Raw genomic sequence first — 18,029 nt, 5'->3', positions numbered from 1 at the left:
TCGGGTGGTCCGCGACCATGCCAGGTGCAGACGGAAGGGGCCGGGGGTAATCGGCAATGGGGGCAGCATGGCCAAGAGGAAAGGCCCGCCCGCGACCGCCCGCTACGGGGGGTTCTCCGGGATCGCGGGTCCTGTGGTCCGGGGCCTGGACCGCGTCGTCTTGCGACTGACCGTCTCTGGTAGGCAACGTCTCATCCTCGTCGTCCTGCTGACTGCCAACGCAGTGGCCGTCGTGGCCTTCACGTGGGTCCTCGTCCAGCATGCAGCCATTCCCGACGGCCCGCTCGAGGCCGAGGTTGTGGTCAGCTGGAGCCTGCTTGTGGTGGTGGTGGCAATGGAGCTGCTCCGTCTGGTGCAGACCTGCGGTCTGTGCGTCTTCGCGTGCCTGGCCCGAGATCCCGTGCCGATGGAACCGTTGCACGGAGCGCGCGTGGCCTTTCTGACGACGATCGTCCCCACCCGAGAACCGGTCAACCTGGTGTTAAAGACACTCCGAGCCATGCGGCAGGTGGTGCACGAAGGGCCCATGGACCTGTGGATCCTGGACGAGGAGAACGACCCCGACGTGCGGGGCGCCGCGGCGCACCTCGGGATCAAGCATTTCAGCAGGCACGAGCGCCCCGAGTACAACACGAATGCCGGGGAGTTCCGCGCCCGCACAAAGGCGGGCAACCACAACTCGTGGCGTGCTGAGCACGGTGCCGAGTACGACATTGTGGCCCAGGTGGATCCCGACCACGTGCCCCGGCCGGAGTTCCTGGCCCGGACGCTGGGATACTTCCGGGATCCCGATGTCGCCTTCGTCGTGGCTCCCCAGGTGTACGGCAACACCGCAGATAGTTTCGTGGCGCACGCGGCCGCCGCGCAGGGGTACGTGTTCACGGGAATCGTGCAACGCGGCGGTAATGGGGTGGGCGTGCCCTTGCTGATCGGGACGAACCACGTGTACCGCATGGACGCGTGGGCACAGGTCAACGGGTACCAGGACTCGATCATCGAGGACCATCTGACCAGCATGGTGGTCCATGGAACCGTCAACCCGCGGACAGGCAACAGATGGGTGGGGGTGTACACCCCTGACATCCTGGCCGTCGGCGAGGGGCCGTCGACGTGGTCGGACTTTTTTCACCAGCAGGAACGGTGGTGCTCCGGGATCTGGCAAATCCTTTTGAGAAGGCGAGGGCCCACCAGGAGACGACTGAGCGTGCGGCAGAGGCTCGCTTATGCCTTCCTTCAGTCGTTTTATCCCGTGGTGGGGATGTGCTGGTTCCTCGGAAATCTCGCCACCGTCGGCTATGTCACCGGCATGGCACAGCATCCCGCCCCGGACCGTGCGGGGTGGACCTCGATGGGTATGTGGTGTCTGGTCATGATCAGCTGGGTCGCCCTGTTCGGCCGGCTTCGGCGGTGGTACCTGTGCCCAGCTGAGCGCAGCGAGTCCGTCCTGCGCCCGTGGCTCATCACCGTGCTCGCGGCCCCCGTCTACGCGCGGGCGGGCCTGAGCACGGTGCTGGGACGACAGCTGGGCTATGTGGTCACGGGCAAAGGCGACCTCCGCACCGGTGACACGCCATGGACCTTCAGGACGCACCTGGCGTGGGCCCTGGTCCTAGTGCTGGCTCTCCTGGGCGGTGTCGCACTGGAGGGGGGTGGACCGGTCAGCTACTTCTGGGCGGTGGTGGGCCTCGCCGTGTGCCTGGGCCCACCGAGCGCCGCGATGCTCCGGGGAGCTATACGGTACCCAGATGGAAAGCTTCCAGCGCGGAGGTCCCGTGAAAGCCCGCTCCGTAGCCGCCCACGACGTACAGGTGCAGGTCCACGACGGCCGCCCCCAGGCCCGCCCGGCCTTCCGGCAACGGCGCAAAGTCGTCGTAGCCGGACAGGCACTGCACGTCCCCGGTGAGTCCCGCTCCGGTGTCCCCGCCGATCACGCAGACGCCGGCTCCTGGAATCCAGGCGGCGGCGGCGCTGTGGACGGGATAGATGGATGTTCCCGCACTGACATGGTCCACCTGGACCACGTCGACCGTCCCGAAGGCGGGCACGCCGGATTTTCGGTCCCGCCCGCCCAGCAACCAGACGGTGCCAAACTCGTCACTAGCCGCGACGATTTTCTCGCGGGCAATCTGCAGTTCGCCGATCGGTCGCCAACGACCGTTCTCGAGCGCGTAGACGTCATCCGACACACCGTGGTCCCGGCCTACCCCTCCCGCATAAACTATCCGACTGCCGTCCCAAGCTGCTGCCCCGGCCTCCCGCGGCTCGGGCAGTGGGGCCTCCTCCACCCATGTGCCTGTGTCAGCGTCGAGCCGAAGGACCGAGTCGACCGCGCCGTCCGCGACCTGTCCCCCCAGCAAATAGAGCTGGTCGCTGGCGACCACGAGGGGGGCAAAGGCGACGGGGCGGGGCAATGGAGGGCCCTCGGCCCAGGTGCCGGTCATGGGGTCGAAGACGCGGACCGTGTCGAGGAGGGGACGGCCTTCGGCGGCGGACACTCCTCCGGCGACCCACACGCGGCCCTCGAACGCCACAGTTCCGGCTCCTTCGAACTCAATGGGGGCGGGGGGCAGTTTGTTCCACTCCGGGGCGCGCACTTGCTGCAGGGTCCATGGGACGAAGAGCGCCACGACCAAAATCAGGCTCCCAAGGGAGATCCAACGGTACCGGCGCTTCTGGAGCCGTGCCCTGTCGCGTCCGGGTTGGGGTCGGCCGCCGCGCGACCCGGGACGCGCACGGTTCCCCTCGGGCGGGGACACGCTGACGTCCACGGCTTTCTCAAGGGCGCTCACCAAGCGACCGGCATCGTATTTGTAACGGCTCGACGTGAGCTCAATCGCCTGTCGGCTTAAAAGCGGCTGGAGGGAGGGCGGTAGCTCGTCGGCGGCCGGCATTGCCGCGCCGTCGACGAGAACAGGGAAGATGGAACAACCTGAGGAGATCGCCTGTTCGATCTCGAGCCGTACGTAGTCCTCGGGGTTGTCTAGCCGACGTGTATCGTTCTCCGTCCTAACGGTGGCCCAAGTGGGAGCAATGACCACGACCACGGCCTGGCACTGGAGGAGCGTTTCCGTCAGCACGGCCGCGAACTCGTCCCCGGGCTCAATGGAGTCAACGTCCATAAAGACGTGCTCCTCGCCGAAGTGGGCGGTCAAGGTATCGTAAAGACGGCCTGTGGTGCCGGCCGAGTCGGACCGTCTGTAGCTGATGAAAATGGCGAGTGGCATTCTTCTTCGCTCCGACTCTGACAGAATTGCTCAGGACGCAACGGTCTGCTCCTGCCACCCTCGCCCCAGGTGTAGCTTTCTATCTCCGATGGTGGCATGGGCACTCGCCGGCTTCAAGACCGAGTATGCTACCGGACCCGCGCTCCCTCCGGTCCGGACGGTTGCTCGGTTGCGCCACGTTCCGACCAACTGATTAGATCGACGGCAACAGGGCATTCCGCTTCGGGAGCACTGCGGCGATAATCAGGCGGGAACATACGGTGGCGGATCTGAACCCGGGTGACCACACTGGCGCGCCGAAGGCGCCGGGTAGGGTGACCGAGTCCTACTCGGCGGGCGGGCACGAGTACACCTTCGCGGAGTTCGGCGTGGGCCCCGGCGGCGTCGCGGAGAACCCCGCCGCGGTGGAGTGGGTCCGGGCGATCCGCCAGGGCTTCCACCAGGCCGAGCCGACCGACGAGACCCTCGAGCGCACGCTGTCCTGGATGCACGCCGAGCGGGTGCGGCTGCGGGCGGCCTATCCCCACGCCGTGCCGGAGGCGGCGCTGCCCACGCAGCGGCCCGTGGCGACGTTCACCTCGTGGGAGGGCTCGCTCAACGTGGGACGCGGCCGGCTGCTGCGCGCCCGGCTGATCTCCGAGGTCACGGTCCGCCCCACGCACAGCCGCCGGGGCCTGCTGCGCCGGCTGATGACGGGCGACCTCGACCGCGCGCAGCAGGACGGCTACCCGGTGGCGCTGCTGACCGCGACGGAGGCGACCATCTACGGGCGCTTCGGCTTCGGCGCGGCCACGTTCAACCGCGAGGTGAACGTGGACGCCACCACCCGGCTGCAGCTGAAGGCCGGCACGGTGGGCACCGTGGAGATGGCCGACGGCGAGGCGGTGCGCCGGCTCGCCCCCGTGCTCTTCCAGCGCTTCCACGAGAGCTCCCACGGGTCCGTGAGCCGGGTCGCCTACCACTGGCCGCAGTACACGGGGGAGTACGCCATCACCCCGCAGAAGGCCGACCCGGAGGTGCGCTGCGCGGTGCACTACGACGACGCCCTGCGCCCGGACGGCTACGTCACCTACCGGTTCGAGCCCAACACCTCCTACCCCCTGACCCTGACCGTGCTCGACCTCGTGGGCGCGTCCCCGGACGTCTCGCTCGCGCTGTGGGAGTTCGTCACCTCCTTGGACCTCGTCGACCGGGTCCGCTTCGGCAGCGCCCCCGTGGAGGACCCGCTGGTGTGGGCGATGGCCGACCGCGCGAAGTACCGGGTCACGGCGGAGTCGGACAGGGTGTGGGTCCGGATCCTGGACCCTGCCGCCGCCCTCGAGGCCCGCCCCTACACCGCGCGCGGGCGGATCGTGATCTCCCTCGTGGACGCGATGGGCTACGCCGACGGCGTCTGGGCGCTGGACACCACGGGCGGCAGCCCCGTGGTGGAGCGGGTCGCAGACCGCCCGCGCACCGCCGACGACGAGGCCGGCCGCTCGGTGCCCGCGGTAGAGCTGCCGGACGGGGCCGACGTGGCGATGCGGGTGGACGTGCTGGGGTCCCTGTACCTCGGGGCGGTCAAGGCCAGCACCCTGGCGCAGGCGGGGCTGATCGTCGCCCGGGACGAGGACGCGCTGCGGGACCTGCAGGACTTCATGGAGACGCCGACCGCTCCCTACGGGGTCACACAGTTCTGAGCGGCACCGGGCGCGCCGGCGCGTGTTGATTCCTTTTCGGCGCATCCGTAGACTGACCCGGTGCGTGCCCTGTACGCACTCTGTCCAACAATCCTTCGGAACGGCCGCGGCCGGCCGGCATGAGCCGTTCCGACTGATCAGAATCTATCCACATCGGAGCCCCTACTACATGACCACCACCACCCCGCAGGTTGCCGTCAACGACATCGGGTCCGCGGAGGACTTCCTCGCCGCTGTCGACGCGACCATCAAGTACTTCAACGACGGCGACCTCGTCGAGGGCACCGTCGTCAAGGTCGACCGCGACGAGGTCCTTCTCGACATCGGCTACAAGACCGAGGGCGTCATCCCGTCCCGCGAGCTGTCCATCAAGCACGATGTCGACCCCGACGAGGTCGTGACCGTGGGTGATGAGGTCGAGGCTCTGGTCCTCACCAAGGAGGACAAGGAAGGCCGCCTGATCCTGTCCAAGAAGCGGGCTCAGTACGAGCGCGCCTGGGGCGACATCGAGAAGATCAAGGAAGACGACGGCGTCGTCACCGGCACCGTCATCGAGGTCGTCAAGGGCGGCCTCATCCTGGACATCGGCCTGCGCGGCTTCCTGCCCGCCTCCCTCGTCGAGATGCGCCGCGTGCGCGACCTCGCGCCGTACATCGGCCAGCAGATCGAGGCGAAGATCATCGAGCTCGACAAGAACCGCAACAACGTGGTCCTGTCCCGCCGTGCCTGGCTCGAGCAGACCCAGTCCGAGGTCCGCTCCAACTTCCTGCACAAGCTCGAGAAGGGCCAGGTCCGCACGGGCACGGTCTCCTCGATCGTCAACTTCGGTGCCTTCGTGGACCTGGGCGGCGTCGACGGCCTGGTGCACGTCTCCGAGCTGTCCTGGAAGCACATCGACCACCCCTCCGAGGTCGTCGAGGTCGGCCAGGAGGTCACCGTCGAGGTCCTGGACGTCGACATGGACCGCGAGCGTGTCTCCCTGTCGCTGAAGGCGACCCAGGAGGACCCGTGGCAGCTGTTCGCCCGCACCCACGCCCTCGGCCAGGTCGTGCCGGGCAAGGTCACCAAGCTCGTTCCCTTCGGTGCGTTCGTGCGCGTCGAGGACGGCATCGAGGGTCTGGTGCACATCTCCGAGCTGGCCCAGCGCCACGTGGACATGGCCGAGCAGGTCGTCTCCGTGGGCGACGAGCTGTTCGTCAAGGTCATCGACATCGACCTGGACCGCCGCCGCATCTCGCTGTCGCTCAAGCAGGCCAACGAGGGCGTGGACCCGGACTCCACCGAGTTCGACCCGGCCCAGTACGGCATGGCCGCCGAGTACGACGAGCAGGGCAACTACAAGTACCCCGAGGGCTTCGACCCCGAGACCAACGAGTGGATCGAGGGCTACGAGACCCAGCGGGCCGCCTGGGAGCAGCAGTACGCCGACGCCCAGTCCCGCTGGGAGGCGCACAAGGAGCAGGTCCGCAAGTCGATCGCCGAGGACGCCGAGGCGGCCGCCGGCGGCACGACGAGCTCCTCCTCCTCGTCCTCGTCGTCGCCCTCCTCCTCGTCCGGTCCGGCTCCGACCAGCTACTCCTCCGAGGCCCCGGCCGCCGACTCCGGCACCCTGGCCTCCGACGAGGCCCTGGCCGCGCTGCGCGAGAAGCTCACCGGCGCCTGAGCCGACAGGCACCGGCAGGCAGTTCCGCACTGCACCGACGACGGCCCCCGCCCCTTCGAAGGGCGGGGGCCGTCGCCGTGTCCGCACCCGGGCACGCCGGAGCCGGCCCCGCCCCGGCGTGCCCGGCACCGGCCGATCCTGGCGCGGGAGGGCCCGGCCGGAGCGGGGCAGGGCCGGCCCCCGGGCCTGACCGGGCGCGTCCCCGGTCAGGCCCGGGAGACGGCGGGGGAGTCCACCCAGTCCACGCCGTCCGGGCGCAGCGCCCCGGCGCCGGAGGTCAGCGCGGCCACCCGGGAGTGCGCCGCGGCGACGGCGGTCTCGTCGTCGGGCAGGGCGAGGCCGATCTCGGCGCCGGCGGCGGCGTAGGGGGTCTCCAGCACGGTGGTGCCGGCCGCGCGGAGCTCGTTCTCGATCCGGCCCGCGTCCGCGTGGGAGGCCGGCAGGCGGTAGAGCCGCTGCCGCTGCCGGGAGACCAGCCGCGCGTCGTCGAGGGCCTGGGACACGGCCTCGGAGTAGGCGCGGACCAGCCCGCCGGCCCCCAGCAGGGTGCCGCCGAACCACCGCACCACCACCGCGCTGACGTCCGAGAGGTCGGTCAGATCCGCGCCCCGCGGGTCGGTGCCCGTGCGGCGCAGCACCAGCGCCTCGAGCATCGGGATGCCGGCAGTGCCGGCCGGTTCGCCGTCGTCGGAGGAGCGCTGGACGTCCCGGTCGGGGCCCAGGACGAACGCGGAGCAGTGGTGGCGGGCGTCGCGGAAGCCGCGGCGCAGCTCGTCCACCAGGGTCCGGGCCTCGGCCTCCGTGCCGGCCCGGCGCACCACGGCCAGGAAGCGGGAGCGCTTGATCTCCAGCTCGGCCACCGCCTCCGTGCCCGCGGCGAGCGTGGTGTAGCGGGTGGCACGGCTGAGCAGGGGGTCCGGATCCATGGTGCCCACTCTAGGGCGGGACCGTGCCCCCGACCGGCGCCGGATAGCATGGCCGCATGCTCAGCATCGGACTCACGGGCGGCATCGCCTCGGGCAAATCCACGGTCTCGCGGCGGCTCATGGAGCTCGGCGCCACGGTGGTCGACGCCGACGCCATCGCCCGGGCCCTCCAGGAGCCCGGGCAGCCCGGGCTGGAGGGGATCGTCGAGGAGTTCGGTCCCTCGGTGCTGACCCCGGACGGCCGGCTGGACCGGGCCGCCCTCGGCACGCTGGTGTTCGGCGACCCGCAGGCGCGGCAGCGGCTCAACGGGATCGTCCACCCGCTGGTCCGGGCCGAGGCCGGGCGGCTCGCCGCCGCGGCGGGGGAGGACGCCGTGCTCGTCGAGGACATCCCCCTGCTCGTGGAGACCGGCCAGCACGAGCGGTTCGACCTCGTGCTCACCGTGCAGGCCCCCGTGGAGGAGCGGGTCCGGCGGATGGTGGAGGACCGCGGGATGACGGAGGCGGACGCCCGGGCCCGGATCGCCGCCCAGGCCACGGACGCGGAACGGGCCGCGGTCTCGACCAGCGTGCTCGTCAACGACGGCTCGGTGCAGCGGCTGCTCGACCGCGTCGACGCGTGGTGGGAGTGGCACGTGGAGCCGCGCCGGCCGTCGCCCGCCCGCGCCGATGCCCTGTAGTCCCCGGTGACCGCACGGTAGGGTCGGGCTCGACCGAAGCACACATCCGAGACACGGCAGCCGTCCCCCCGACGAGGCCGGCGGCCGGGGAAGCACTTCGATGTTGAACAGACTGCACGACGCCCTGCGGCTGCGGACCAGCCCCACCATCTTCTTCGGCTCCGCGCTGGTGATCATCGCCTTCGTGGTGCTGACCCTGGTGTTCACAGAGTCCATGGACGCGTTCTTCGCGGAGGGCTCCACCTGGGTCATCGACCAGCTCGGCTGGTTCTACATCATGGGGGTGACCGTCTTCCTCCTGTTCCTCGTCTACCTGATGGTCAGCCGGTTCGGCCAGGTCCGGCTCGGCGCCGACGACGAACGCCCCGAGCACACGAACCTGTCCTGGTTCTCCATGCTCTTCGCGGCCGGGATCGGGACGATCCTGATGTTCTGGGCCGTCGCCGAGCCGGTGAACCACTTCGCGAACCCGCCCCGGCAGGGCGTGGAGCCGGCGTCCCTCGAGTCCGCGACCGAGGCCATGGGCTTCACGCTCTACCACTTCGGGCTGCACACCTGGACGATCTTCACCCTCCCGGCCCTGGCCTTCGGCTACTTCATGTACAAGCGCAACCTGCCGCCGCGGGTCAGCTCCATGTTCCAGCCGCTGCTGGGCGAGCGGATCCACGGCCCCGTCGGCCGGGCCATCGACATCCTCGCGATCGTGGGCACGCTCTTCGGCGTCGCGGTCTCCATCGGGCTGGGCACCATGCAGATCAACAGCGGCCTGGCCCGGCTCCTCGGGATCTCCGAGTCCGCCCTGTCCCAGATCCTCATCATCGCCGCGGTGAGCCTCGTGGCGTCCGTCTCGGTCGCGCTCGGCCTCGACCGGGGCATCAAGCGGCTGTCCAACACCAACATCCTCATCGCGATCGGCCTGCTGGTCTTCATCCTCATCTCCGGACCCACCGTGATGATGCTCAAGGGCATGGTCGAGTCCGCCGGCACGTACCTGTCGATGCTGCCCGCGCTCGCCTTCTGGAACGACACCCTCGCGGACACCGGGTGGCAGAGCGGCTGGACCGTCTTCTACTGGGCCTGGACCATCACCTGGTCCCCGTTCGTGGGCATCTTCATCGCCCGCATCTCCCGCGGCCGCACCATCCGCCAGTTCGTCTCCGGCGTGCTCGCCCTCCCCACGCTGTTCTCCGTCATCTGGTTCGGGATCTTCGGCATGGGCGTCTTCGACATCGAGCTCAACGGCGGGGGCGGGCTGGTCGAGGCCGTCGTCGACGAGGGGGACATCCCCGGCGCGATGTTCGTCTTCCTGGAGAACTTCCCGTTCTCCACCGTCACCTCCGCGGTGGGCGTGCTCATCGTCGTGCTGTTCTTCATCACCTCGATCGACTCCGCCGCCCTGGTCATGGACACCATGGGCAGCGGCCACGAGGAGGAGGCCCCGGTGCACCAGCGGGTGTTCTGGGTGGTGGCCATCGGGCTCATCGCCGCGATCCTGCTGACCGCCACCGGCGCCACGGGGTTGGCCGCCCTGCAGAACGTGGCCATCCTCATCGGCCTGCCTTTCTTCGTGCTGGGCTACGTGATGATCTACTCGCTGCTCAGAGCCCTGCGCGAGGACGCCGGCGAGGTGGGCGTCCTGCCCACCCGCCAGTGGCGGCGGGTGCTGCCCCCCGAGGAGTTCCAGCGCCGCACCAGCACCGGTGAGGTGGACGAGGAGGTCGTCGTGGCCCCCGACTACGTGCACGGGTCGGAGCCGGACAACGCCCCGAGCATCGAGCACCCGGAGCAGCCCCACTACGTGCTCGAGTACCGCACCAATACCGGTTCGTTGAAGCGGGTCCGCGACGTCGAGTAGCTCCCCGCAACCCGTGGACCGGGAGCGGTCTCCCGGCGCCACCCGCCGGGAGACCGCTCGATCCGTGCCCGGCGCCGACGATAGAATGGTGATCACCATCACATCGACATCGGGGGACGTCATGGCGAAGGACAAGCAGGCCACGGGACCGGGCGGGGAGCAGCAGCACCGCATCCTCGACAAGCTCAACCAGATCGCCATGCGGGTCTACGGGCCCGGGGACCACTCTCCTCATGACGCGCAGGGGGAGTCCATGAGCCAGGAGACGGAGGAGTGGTACCAGAACGTGCAGGAGCACTTCTACGTGGAGAAGGACCAGCACGGCAACGAGTACCTCTACCACAAGGACGACTCCCCGGAAGGGCCCCGTGGCAGCACCGAGCGCAACTGGTGAGCGGACGCGGTGAGCGGGGAGCCTGTCGACGGCTCCCCGTTCTTGCTGTCCGGGTCGGGCGCTGAGGGGCCTGCCCCCGGCCCTGCAGTGCCGGGCCTGATGGACCGAGAACCAGTTCGGGCACCCGTCCCGCCACCCCGTTGGCAAGATGCCATGTGCGGCGTCGCATGGCACCACGAACATCTGTCCATCGGGTCTGCGCCGCGGAGCTGACAAGCAGGACTTGAGAATGGCTTGTCCTGCGGACGCGGGTGACCGCGATCGGACCGGACGAGCCGTCGCCGGAAGGGGTCGACGTTCTCATGCTGCTTGCCGTCATCATCGTGCTGGTGGGGTGGTTCACGTGCGGACACCGCCAGCGTCGCTCTCGTGCGGGTCCTGCCCGCTCCTCTGGTGAGAAGAGCGAGCAGGCGAACGCTCCCGGTCGCTAGCGGGACCGCCGCGGAGCCGTGGAGCGCTCGGCGTCCTCGCCGGTGAGGGAGCCGGTGGCGGCCAGCTGCTCGGCGACGTCCCGGAGCTTGGTGTTCGTCTGGGAGCTGACGGTGGTGAGGATGACGAACGCCTGCTGGGACGTGATCTTGAACCGCTCCATGAGGACGCCCTTGGCCTGGCCGATGAGGTCCCGTGTGGCCAGTGCCTCGTGGAGGTGGCTGACCCTCAGGGTCTCGGCGAAGGCGACGGCCGCGTGCGCGGCCACCAGCATCCCGATCTCCTCCGACTCCTGGGTGAACGCGTCGACCTCGGCTCCGTAGAGGTTGAGCGCCCCGAGGATGTCCCCGTCGGTGTAGAGCTGGAAGGCGAGCATGGACGTCGCCCCGGCCTGCAGGGCGGCCGGGGCGAACCGCGGCCACCGGTCCTCGTGCCGGAAGTCGGGGACGCGCACGATGCGCTCCTCGTAGGCGGCGTCCAGGCAGGGTCCCTCTCCGGTCTCCTGCTGCAGCTCGTCCACCCGGCGGGGCATCTCGCCGGAGGCGGCGTGGGACTCGACGGTCCGCCGGTGCTGGGCGACCGAGATCGAGGCCCCCGCGACCCCCGGGATGAGCTCCAGCGCCGCGTGGACCATGGCCTGGAGGGTGCCCTGCAGGTCCTCCTCCGTCTGCAGGGCACGGGCCAGGTCGCCCAGCCGTTCGGCCAGCTCGCGATCGATGCTCCCTGACCGGTGCTCGCCGGGGGTGGGCCTGGTCATCCGCTCCTGTTCGGTGCTCATTGCTCCAGTCTTCCCCATGGCCGGTCCTCAGGAGCCCCGGAGCGGGAAACTCATTGCAGACGGGAACGGGTCCGGACCGCTCCGGGCCCGCCGCGCCGAGGCCCGGCTCGTCGGGAGAGCGGCCGCCGAGGTCGCGAAGCCGGGAGGCGGACGCCGTCACCCCGTGGTCAGTGCGGCGCACGCGGCTTCGATGGACTCCGGGGACAGGACGTGGTCGATGGCCAGCACGGCCGCGCCCGTCACACCGGCCCGGTCCCCGGCGACCGAGGGCACGATCCGCAGGTGCTCGGTGGCCAGGGGCAGGGAGCGTTGGTAGACGACCTCGCGGATGCCGGCCAGCAGGTGCTCCCCGGCCTGGGCCAGGCTGCCCCCGATCACGATCACGGACGGGTTGATCAGGTTCACACAGGCGGCCAGCACGTCCCCGATGTCCCGTCCTGCCTGGCGGATCACCTGCACCGCTCCGGCGTCACCCGAACGGACGAGCTCGATGACGTCCTGGCTCGACGTGAGCGTCCCGCCCGTCCGCTCGTTCAGGGCCGCCACCAGGGCGGGCCCCCCGGCCAGTGCCTCGAGGCACCCCGTGTTGCCGCACCGGCAGACGACCTCGCCCCCGTACGCCACGCGGACGTGACCGAGATCCCCGGCGGTTCCCTGGGCGCCGCGCTGGAGCGAGCCGCCGGAGATGATCCCGGCACCGATCCCCGTGGCCACCTTGACGAACATCAGCTCGGTGGTCCCGGGCCAGTGGAAGCTGCGCTCGCCCAGGGCCATGATGTTGACGTCGTTGTCCACCAGGACGGGAACGTCGTAGCTCTCCTGCACCCGGGCGGGGACGTCGAACCGGTCCCACCCCGGCATGATGGGCGGATTGATGGGCCGGCCCGTCCGGTGCTCCACCGGTCCAGGGAGTCCGATGCCGATGGCGGCCAGCTCTGAGGCCGGGAGACCGCCCCGGGCGAGCAGCGTCCCGACGGTGCCCGCGAGCCAGCCCAGCACCGCGTCGGGCCCGTCGCCGATCGTCAGCGCCTGGCGCTCCTCGGCGAGCTCCCGGCCGGAGAGGTCCGCCAGGATCGCCCGGGCGTGCGTCGCCCCGATGTCCGCCGCGACGACCGCTCGCGCACCGGGATTGAGCGCGAACAGTGATGGCGGCCGCCCGCCGGTGGAGGCGGCGCCGCCGTAGGGGGCGACGAGGCCCAGTCCCATGAGGGTGTCCACGCGGGAGGCCACGGAGGAACGGGCCAGTCCGGTGAGCTGAGCGAGCTCCGCCCGGGTTCTCGGCTGCCCGTCGCGCAGCAGCTGGAACACCTCGCTCGCCCCCGGAGCGGGCGAGATCGCAGGACGCGGCGACGTCGCCCGGGGTTGACCCTTCAGCACTTTTTCAGTAGAGCATGGTGACTTAGGGGGGTCAAGCACGTCACATACGCACATGGGCGTGACACCTTTTGTCGGACCATCGACAGAAGTCTGTGGTGCGTGTCACAGTGACGGCATGAACGAGCCCACGAGCTCCCCGGTGCTGACCGTCACCGGGCTGTCCAAGTCCTTCTTCGGGGTGCCGGTGCTGGAGGACGTGACCCTCCGGTTGCACGCCGGCGAGGTGCACGGTCTGGTCGGCGAGAACGGTGCCGGGAAGTCGACCCTGATGAAGATCCTCGCCGGCGTCCACGACCGGGACGCGGGAACCGTGGAGATCGACGGCACGCCCGTCGAGTTCCACCACCCCACCCAGGCCCACGAGGCCGGGCTGTCGACGGTGTTCCAGGAGTTCAACCTGCTGCCCGACCGCACGGTCGCCGAGAACGTGTTCCTCGGCCGCGAGCCGCGCAGGGGCCTGCTCGTCGACAAGCGGGCCATGAACACGATGACGAGCGCCCTGCTCGAGGACCTGGGCATCACCAGCATCCGGCCCACCACCACGGTCGGCTCGTTGTCGGTGGCGCAGCAGCAGGTCGTGGAGATCGCCAAGGCCATCAGCTACGACGCCCGCATCGTCTCCATGGACGAGCCGACGGCGGCCCTCGCGGGCCCCGAGGTGGACCTGCTGTACGCGATCATCCGCCGGCTCCGGGCGCGCGGCACCGCCATCCTGTACGTGTCCCACCGGCTGAAGGAGATCTTCGACCTCTGCGACACCATCACCGTCCTCAAGGACGGACACGTCGTCGGCACCGAGCCCGCGTCCGCCATGGACGACGCCGCCCTGGTGCGCATGATGGTCGGCCGGCCGATCTCAGCCTACTTCCCCGAGGAGCGGCCCGGCACCGCGGTGGGGCCGGCGCTCCTGCGGATCGAGGGCGGCGGCAACGACCAGCTCGACGCCGTCGACCTGACGCTGCGCGCGGGGGAGATCGTGGGGGTGGCCGGGCTGCAGGGCTCCGGGCGCACGGAACTCGTGGAGGCCGTCTTCGGCGTCCACCCGTTCACCCGCGGGCGCATGGAACTGGACGGCGAGCCGTACTCGGCGTCCTCGCCGCGCCAGGCGGTCCAGCACGGCGTCGCCCTGATCACGGAGGACCGCAAGTCCCAGGGCCTGAGTCTCGACCAGTCCGTCCTGGACAACGCCCTGGGCGTCATCCGCTCCGTCTTCCCGCGACGGACGGCCGCGGCCCGGAGGGAGGTCCCCGGGGTGCTCTCCTCGCTCGAGGTGGTGGCCCGGGACCTGGACCAGGAGGTCCAGTACCTCTCGGGCGGCAACCAGCAGAAGGTCGTCCTGGCCAAGTGGCTGGCCGTGGACCCGCGCGTCGTGCTGCTCGACGAGCCCACCCGCGGGATCGACGTGGGCGCCAAGCTCGCCGTGTACGACCTGATGCGCACGCTCGCCGCCGAGGGCAAGGCCATCCTCATGGTCTCCAGCGAGCTGCCGGAGGTCCTGGGCATGTCCAGCCGGATCGTCGTCATGCGGGACGGCCGGATCGCCGGCGAGCTGCCGCCGGACTCGACCGAGGAGCAGGTGCTGCAGCTGGCCACCGGCGCCCGCACGGAGAGGGCGACGCCATGACCGCGTTCTCGAGGCTCAGCTCCACCCACATCGTCTACCTCGTGGTGCTGCTGACCTTCGTCGCCGGCACGGTGCTCGTCGGGGCCGCCGGGCGCAGCTTCGTCAGCGCGGGGAACATCTCGGCCGTCCTCACCGGCACGAGCGTGCTCGGGTTCATCGCGATCGGCCAGACGCTCGTGATCCTGGTGGGGAGCCTGGATCTCTCCGTCCCCTACGTCGTCAGCCTCGCGAGCCTGCTCTCGGCCGGGATCATGGCCAACCAGCCGGGAAACATCCTGCCCGGCGTGGCCGCGGCGCTGCTCGTCTCGGCGGGCATCGGCCTGGTCAACGGCCTGGTGGTGTCCGGGCTGAAGGTCCACGGGTTCATCGCCACGCTGGGCACCGGGCTGATCGTCAGCGGCTACCTCGCCACCAACTACAAGGGCAGCGCGGGGCAGACACCCGTGGCCTTCCGGTTGGTCGGAGCCACCGGCATCGGTCCCGTCCCGGTCTCCACGCTGATCATGCTGGCCTGCGCGGCCGCGGTGCTGCTGATGCTGACGCGCACGCGCCTGGGGCACCACATGTACGCCGTGGGCGGGGACATCAGGGTCGCCCGGATGTCCGGGATCCAGACCGGCACCCCCATCGTCGCCGCCCACGTGATCTGCTCCGTCATGGCCGGCCTCGCGGGACTGCTCCTGGCGGCGCGGCTCGGCGTGGGCAGCCCCACGATCGGTGCCCAGGGCGGCTACGACCTGCTCTCCATCGCCGCCGTCGTCCTCGGCGGGACGCTCCTGGCGGGCGGCAAGGGCTCCCTGGTCGGGACGCTGGGCGGCGTGCTGATCTTCGCGATGATCGACAACATCATGAGCGTCATGCAGATCAACCCGTTCCTCAAGGACGTCGTCCGCGGCATCGTCATCGTGGTCGCCGTCGCCGTGTACGCCCGGCGCAGGGTCGCCCGCCGGGCCACCCGCTTCGACCACCACGAGCACGTCCGGAACGAGCAGGAGGTCCCGGCATGAGCGCCGCCGTCACGGACCGGGCCGCGGTCCTGCAGCAGAACCGTGCGCCGCGGCACGAACGCGGGCTGCGAGCCCTGCGCACGCCCGGCGGAGCCGTCTTCGTGCTCCTGCTCCTCCTGCTGCTCGCGGCGGTCGCCGTCAACCCGTCCTTCGGGGAACCGGGGTCCCTGATCCGGTTCGTCGGCCGCACGGCGCCGATCGCCATCGCGGCCATCGGCCAGTACTTCGTGATCGTCTCCGGGGAGTTCGACCTGTCCATGGGCTCGGTGGTCACCGCCCAGGTGTTCGTCGCCGGCAACCTCATCGGCCAGGACGACAGCCGGACCGTGCCCGTCCTGGTGCTGATGCTCGTCCTCGGCGCCCTCGTGGGCCTCGTCAACGGCCTGGTGACCACGCTGCTGAAGGTCCCGAGCTTCATCGTGACCCTCGGCACCATGCTCGCCCTGCTCGGCCTGGTGCTCTACTGGACCGGCGGCGCCGCCACGGGCAACCCCGCGGACAGCTTCCGGCAGATCGGCCGCGGCGGCATCCAGGACGTCCCGGTCCTGGAGGTCCTGCCCTATCCGGTGGTCCTCGTGACGGTCATCGCGGCCGGCGCCGTCTGGCTCATGCGCCGGCCCTACGGCCGCACGCTCGTCGCCGTGGGCGACAACCCCCAGGCCGCGGCGCTCACGGGGGCCCGGGTGTGGTGGGTGCGCACCCGGGCGTTCATGCTCTCCTCCCTGGCCGCGACCGTGGCGGGGATCATCCTCGTGGGCTACGCCGGTGTGCACCCCTCCGTGGGGCGCGGCTACGAGTTCACGGCCATCACCGCCGTCGTCCTCGGCGGGGTGGTGCTGGGCGGCGGGCGCGGCTGGGTGCTCTCCGCGGCGGCCGGCGCCTTCGCGCTCGAGACGCTCTTCGCGCTCCTGAACTTCCTGGGCGTCCAGTCCACCTGGCGGGACACCGTGCAGGGCGTGATCATCATCCTCGCCGTCGCCGCCGGGACGCAGACGTGGCAGCGCCGCCGGCGCGGTCGCCCCGCACCGGCCCAGGCCCCGAAGCATGTCATCGCAGCACAGCCCACTCCGGGCTCCGACCAGGAAGGAACATGATGCGCCGTAGCATCCAGTCCCAGGCCACCGTGGTGGCAGCGGCAGCGCTGCTGGCACTGACCGCCTGCACCACCGATCAGTCGATCGAGAACCCGCCCGCGGCCACCGAGGGCGGGGAGGCCGCCGCGCCCGAGGAGGGCGGCGCCACCCCCGCCCCGGAGGGCGGTGACGAGTGGTTCGACCAGGCGGAGTACGACGAGCAGTTCGAGCAGCGCTCCGCGTCCTTCGAAGGTGATCCGGAGCAGCCCTGGACCCAGTACATCGACGGGGAGATGACCGCGACCGCCGAGTTCGCGGCCGACGAGCCGCAGAAGGTGTGCTTCTCCAACGCCTCCATCTCCAACCCGTGGCGCCAGACCGGCTGGATCACCATGAACGAGCAGCTCAAGGTGCTCCAGGACTCCGGGGTGATCTCCGAGATGGAGACCCGCGACGCACAGGACGACGACAACACGCAGATCGCCGACATCGACTACTTCATCGCCGAGGGCGGCTGCGACGCGTTCATCATCTCGCCCAACTCGACCGCCGCCCTGACGCCCGCGGTGGAGCGCGCCTGCGAGACCGGCAAGCCGGTGGTGGTCTTCGACCGGGGCGTGGAGACGGACTGCGCGACGACGTTCATCCACCCGATCGGCGGCTTCGCCTGGGGCATCGACTCGGCGAACTTCCTGGTGGACAACCTCCAGGAGGGCGACAAGGTGGTGGCCCTGCGCATCCTGCCGGGCGTCGACGTGCTGGAGCAGCGCTGGGCCGCGGCCGAGAAGATCTTCGAGGAGAACGGGATCGAGGCGACCGACTACTTCACCGGTGCCGATCCCACCGAGATCAAGAAGATCATCTCCGACGAGCTCGCCACCGGGGACGTGCAGGGCGTGTGGATGGACGCCGGGGACGGCGCCGTCGCGGCCATCGAGGCCTTCGAGGACGCCGGCGCGGACTACCCCGTGATGACCGGCGAGGACGAGATGAGCTACCTGCGCAAGTGGGAGGACACCGGCCTGACCGGCATCGCCCCGGTGTACTCGAACTTCCAGTGGCGCACCCCGCTGCTGGCGCTCGAGCAGATCTTCGCCGGCGAGGAGATCCCCGCGGAGTGGGTCCTGCCGCAGGAGCCCATCACCGAGGACCAGCGGGCGGGGTACCTCGCCGACAACGAGGGGATGCCGGACGGCCACTACGCCAAGTTCGGAGGCGAGGACCTGCCGGGCTACCCCGAGGTCTGGCGGGAGCGCATCATCCCCTGACCCGCACGGCCGACGCCCTGCCTGCCACCGGCCCGGCCCCGGGGGCCGCCGA

The 18,029-nt window shown here is 70.3% G+C and carries 13 protein-coding genes and 1 pseudogene; 10 read left to right on the top strand and 4 right to left on the bottom strand.

Features of this window, described 5'->3' with window-relative positions; genetic code table 11:
* Positions 1–160 precede the first annotated feature (160 nt).
* Positions 161–1,903: a glycosyltransferase family 2 protein gene (locus tag RE027_RS04795; protein WP_368807105.1), complete on the top strand. Its 1,743-nt coding sequence runs from the start codon at positions 161–163 to the stop codon at positions 1,901–1,903.
* Between the two features lie 514 nt (positions 1,904–2,417).
* Here the strand turns inward: RE027_RS04795 and RE027_RS04790 are convergent.
* Positions 2,418–3,224: pseudogene (locus RE027_RS04790) on the bottom strand (toll/interleukin-1 receptor domain-containing protein); the annotation flags it as partial.
* 314 nt (positions 3,225–3,538) lie between these two features.
* Here RE027_RS04790 and RE027_RS04785 point away from each other — a divergent pair.
* On the top strand, positions 3,539–4,903 hold the full coding sequence (locus RE027_RS04785; RefSeq protein ID WP_368807104.1) for a GNAT family N-acetyltransferase: 1,365 nt from the start codon (positions 3,539–3,541) through the stop codon (positions 4,901–4,903).
* Between the two features lie 169 nt (positions 4,904–5,072).
* Positions 5,073–6,566 carry a 30S ribosomal protein S1 gene (rpsA, locus tag RE027_RS04780; RefSeq protein WP_368807103.1) on the top strand — a complete coding sequence of 498 codons (1,494 nt, stop codon included), beginning with the start codon at positions 5,073–5,075 and terminating at the stop codon, positions 6,564–6,566.
* A gap of 206 nt (positions 6,567–6,772) precedes the next feature.
* Here the strand turns inward: rpsA and RE027_RS04775 are convergent, their stop codons facing one another.
* The gene (locus RE027_RS04775; protein WP_368807102.1) at positions 6,773–7,492 is read right to left on the bottom strand and encodes an IMPACT family protein; all 720 of its coding nucleotides are present in this window, start codon (positions 7,490–7,492) and stop codon (positions 6,773–6,775) included.
* Between the two features lie 56 nt (positions 7,493–7,548).
* On the opposite strand from RE027_RS04775, the gene coaE reads away from it, so the two are divergent.
* From coaE to RE027_RS04760, 3 genes are all read left to right on the top strand, one after another.
* Positions 7,549–8,172: a dephospho-CoA kinase gene (gene coaE, locus RE027_RS04770; RefSeq protein ID WP_368807101.1), complete on the top strand. Its 624-nt coding sequence runs from the start codon at positions 7,549–7,551 to the stop codon at positions 8,170–8,172.
* Positions 8,173–8,272: 100 nt separating this feature from the next.
* Positions 8,273–10,027, top strand: a complete 1,755-nt coding sequence (locus RE027_RS04765; RefSeq protein WP_368807100.1) for a BCCT family transporter — start codon at positions 8,273–8,275, stop codon at positions 10,025–10,027.
* Positions 10,028–10,115: 88 nt separating this feature from the next.
* Positions 10,116–10,421 (top strand): hypothetical protein, encoded by a 306-nt coding sequence (locus RE027_RS04760; RefSeq protein ID WP_368807099.1) that lies wholly within the window; start codon positions 10,116–10,118, stop codon positions 10,419–10,421.
* A gap of 427 nt (positions 10,422–10,848) precedes the next feature.
* Here the strand turns inward: RE027_RS04760 and RE027_RS04755 are convergent, their stop codons facing one another.
* Entirely contained in the window at positions 10,849–11,628 is a 780-nt protein-coding gene (locus RE027_RS04755) for a GAF and ANTAR domain-containing protein (RefSeq protein WP_368807098.1), read from the bottom strand.
* A 156-nt stretch (positions 11,629–11,784) separates the two neighbouring features.
* Positions 11,785–13,005: an ROK family transcriptional regulator gene (locus RE027_RS04750; RefSeq protein ID WP_368807097.1), complete on the bottom strand. Its 1,221-nt coding sequence runs from the start codon at positions 13,003–13,005 to the stop codon at positions 11,785–11,787.
* 115 nt (positions 13,006–13,120) lie between these two features.
* On the opposite strand from RE027_RS04750, the gene RE027_RS04745 reads away from it, so the two are divergent.
* The 4 genes from RE027_RS04745 to RE027_RS04730 are packed head-to-tail and all read left to right on the top strand — an operon-like array spanning position 13,121 to position 17,977.
* Positions 13,121–14,629 carry a sugar ABC transporter ATP-binding protein gene (locus tag RE027_RS04745; protein WP_368807096.1) on the top strand — a complete coding sequence of 503 codons (1,509 nt, stop codon included), beginning with the start codon at positions 13,121–13,123 and terminating at the stop codon, positions 14,627–14,629.
* Positions 14,626–15,636: an ABC transporter permease gene (locus RE027_RS04740; protein ID WP_368807095.1), complete on the top strand. Its 1,011-nt coding sequence runs from the start codon at positions 14,626–14,628 to the stop codon at positions 15,634–15,636. Before RE027_RS04745 ends, RE027_RS04740 begins: the two co-directional genes overlap by 4 nt.
* Positions 15,633–16,730: an ABC transporter permease gene (locus RE027_RS04735; RefSeq protein ID WP_368807094.1), complete on the top strand. Its 1,098-nt coding sequence runs from the start codon at positions 15,633–15,635 to the stop codon at positions 16,728–16,730. The genes RE027_RS04740 and RE027_RS04735 overlap by 4 nt, the downstream gene beginning before the upstream one ends.
* Complete coding sequence (locus RE027_RS04730; RefSeq protein ID WP_368807257.1) at positions 16,730–17,977, top strand: substrate-binding domain-containing protein; 1,248 nt, start codon at positions 16,730–16,732, stop codon at positions 17,975–17,977. Before RE027_RS04735 ends, RE027_RS04730 begins: the two co-directional genes overlap by 1 nt.
* The last annotated feature ends 52 nt before the right edge of the window (positions 17,978–18,029 follow it).

It is taken from the genome of Kocuria sabuli, from assembly GCF_040981185.1.
Taxonomy (GTDB): Bacteria; Actinomycetota; Actinomycetes; order Actinomycetales; family Micrococcaceae; genus Kocuria; species Kocuria sabuli.
This window is presented reverse-complemented; position numbering and strand designations above follow the sequence as displayed.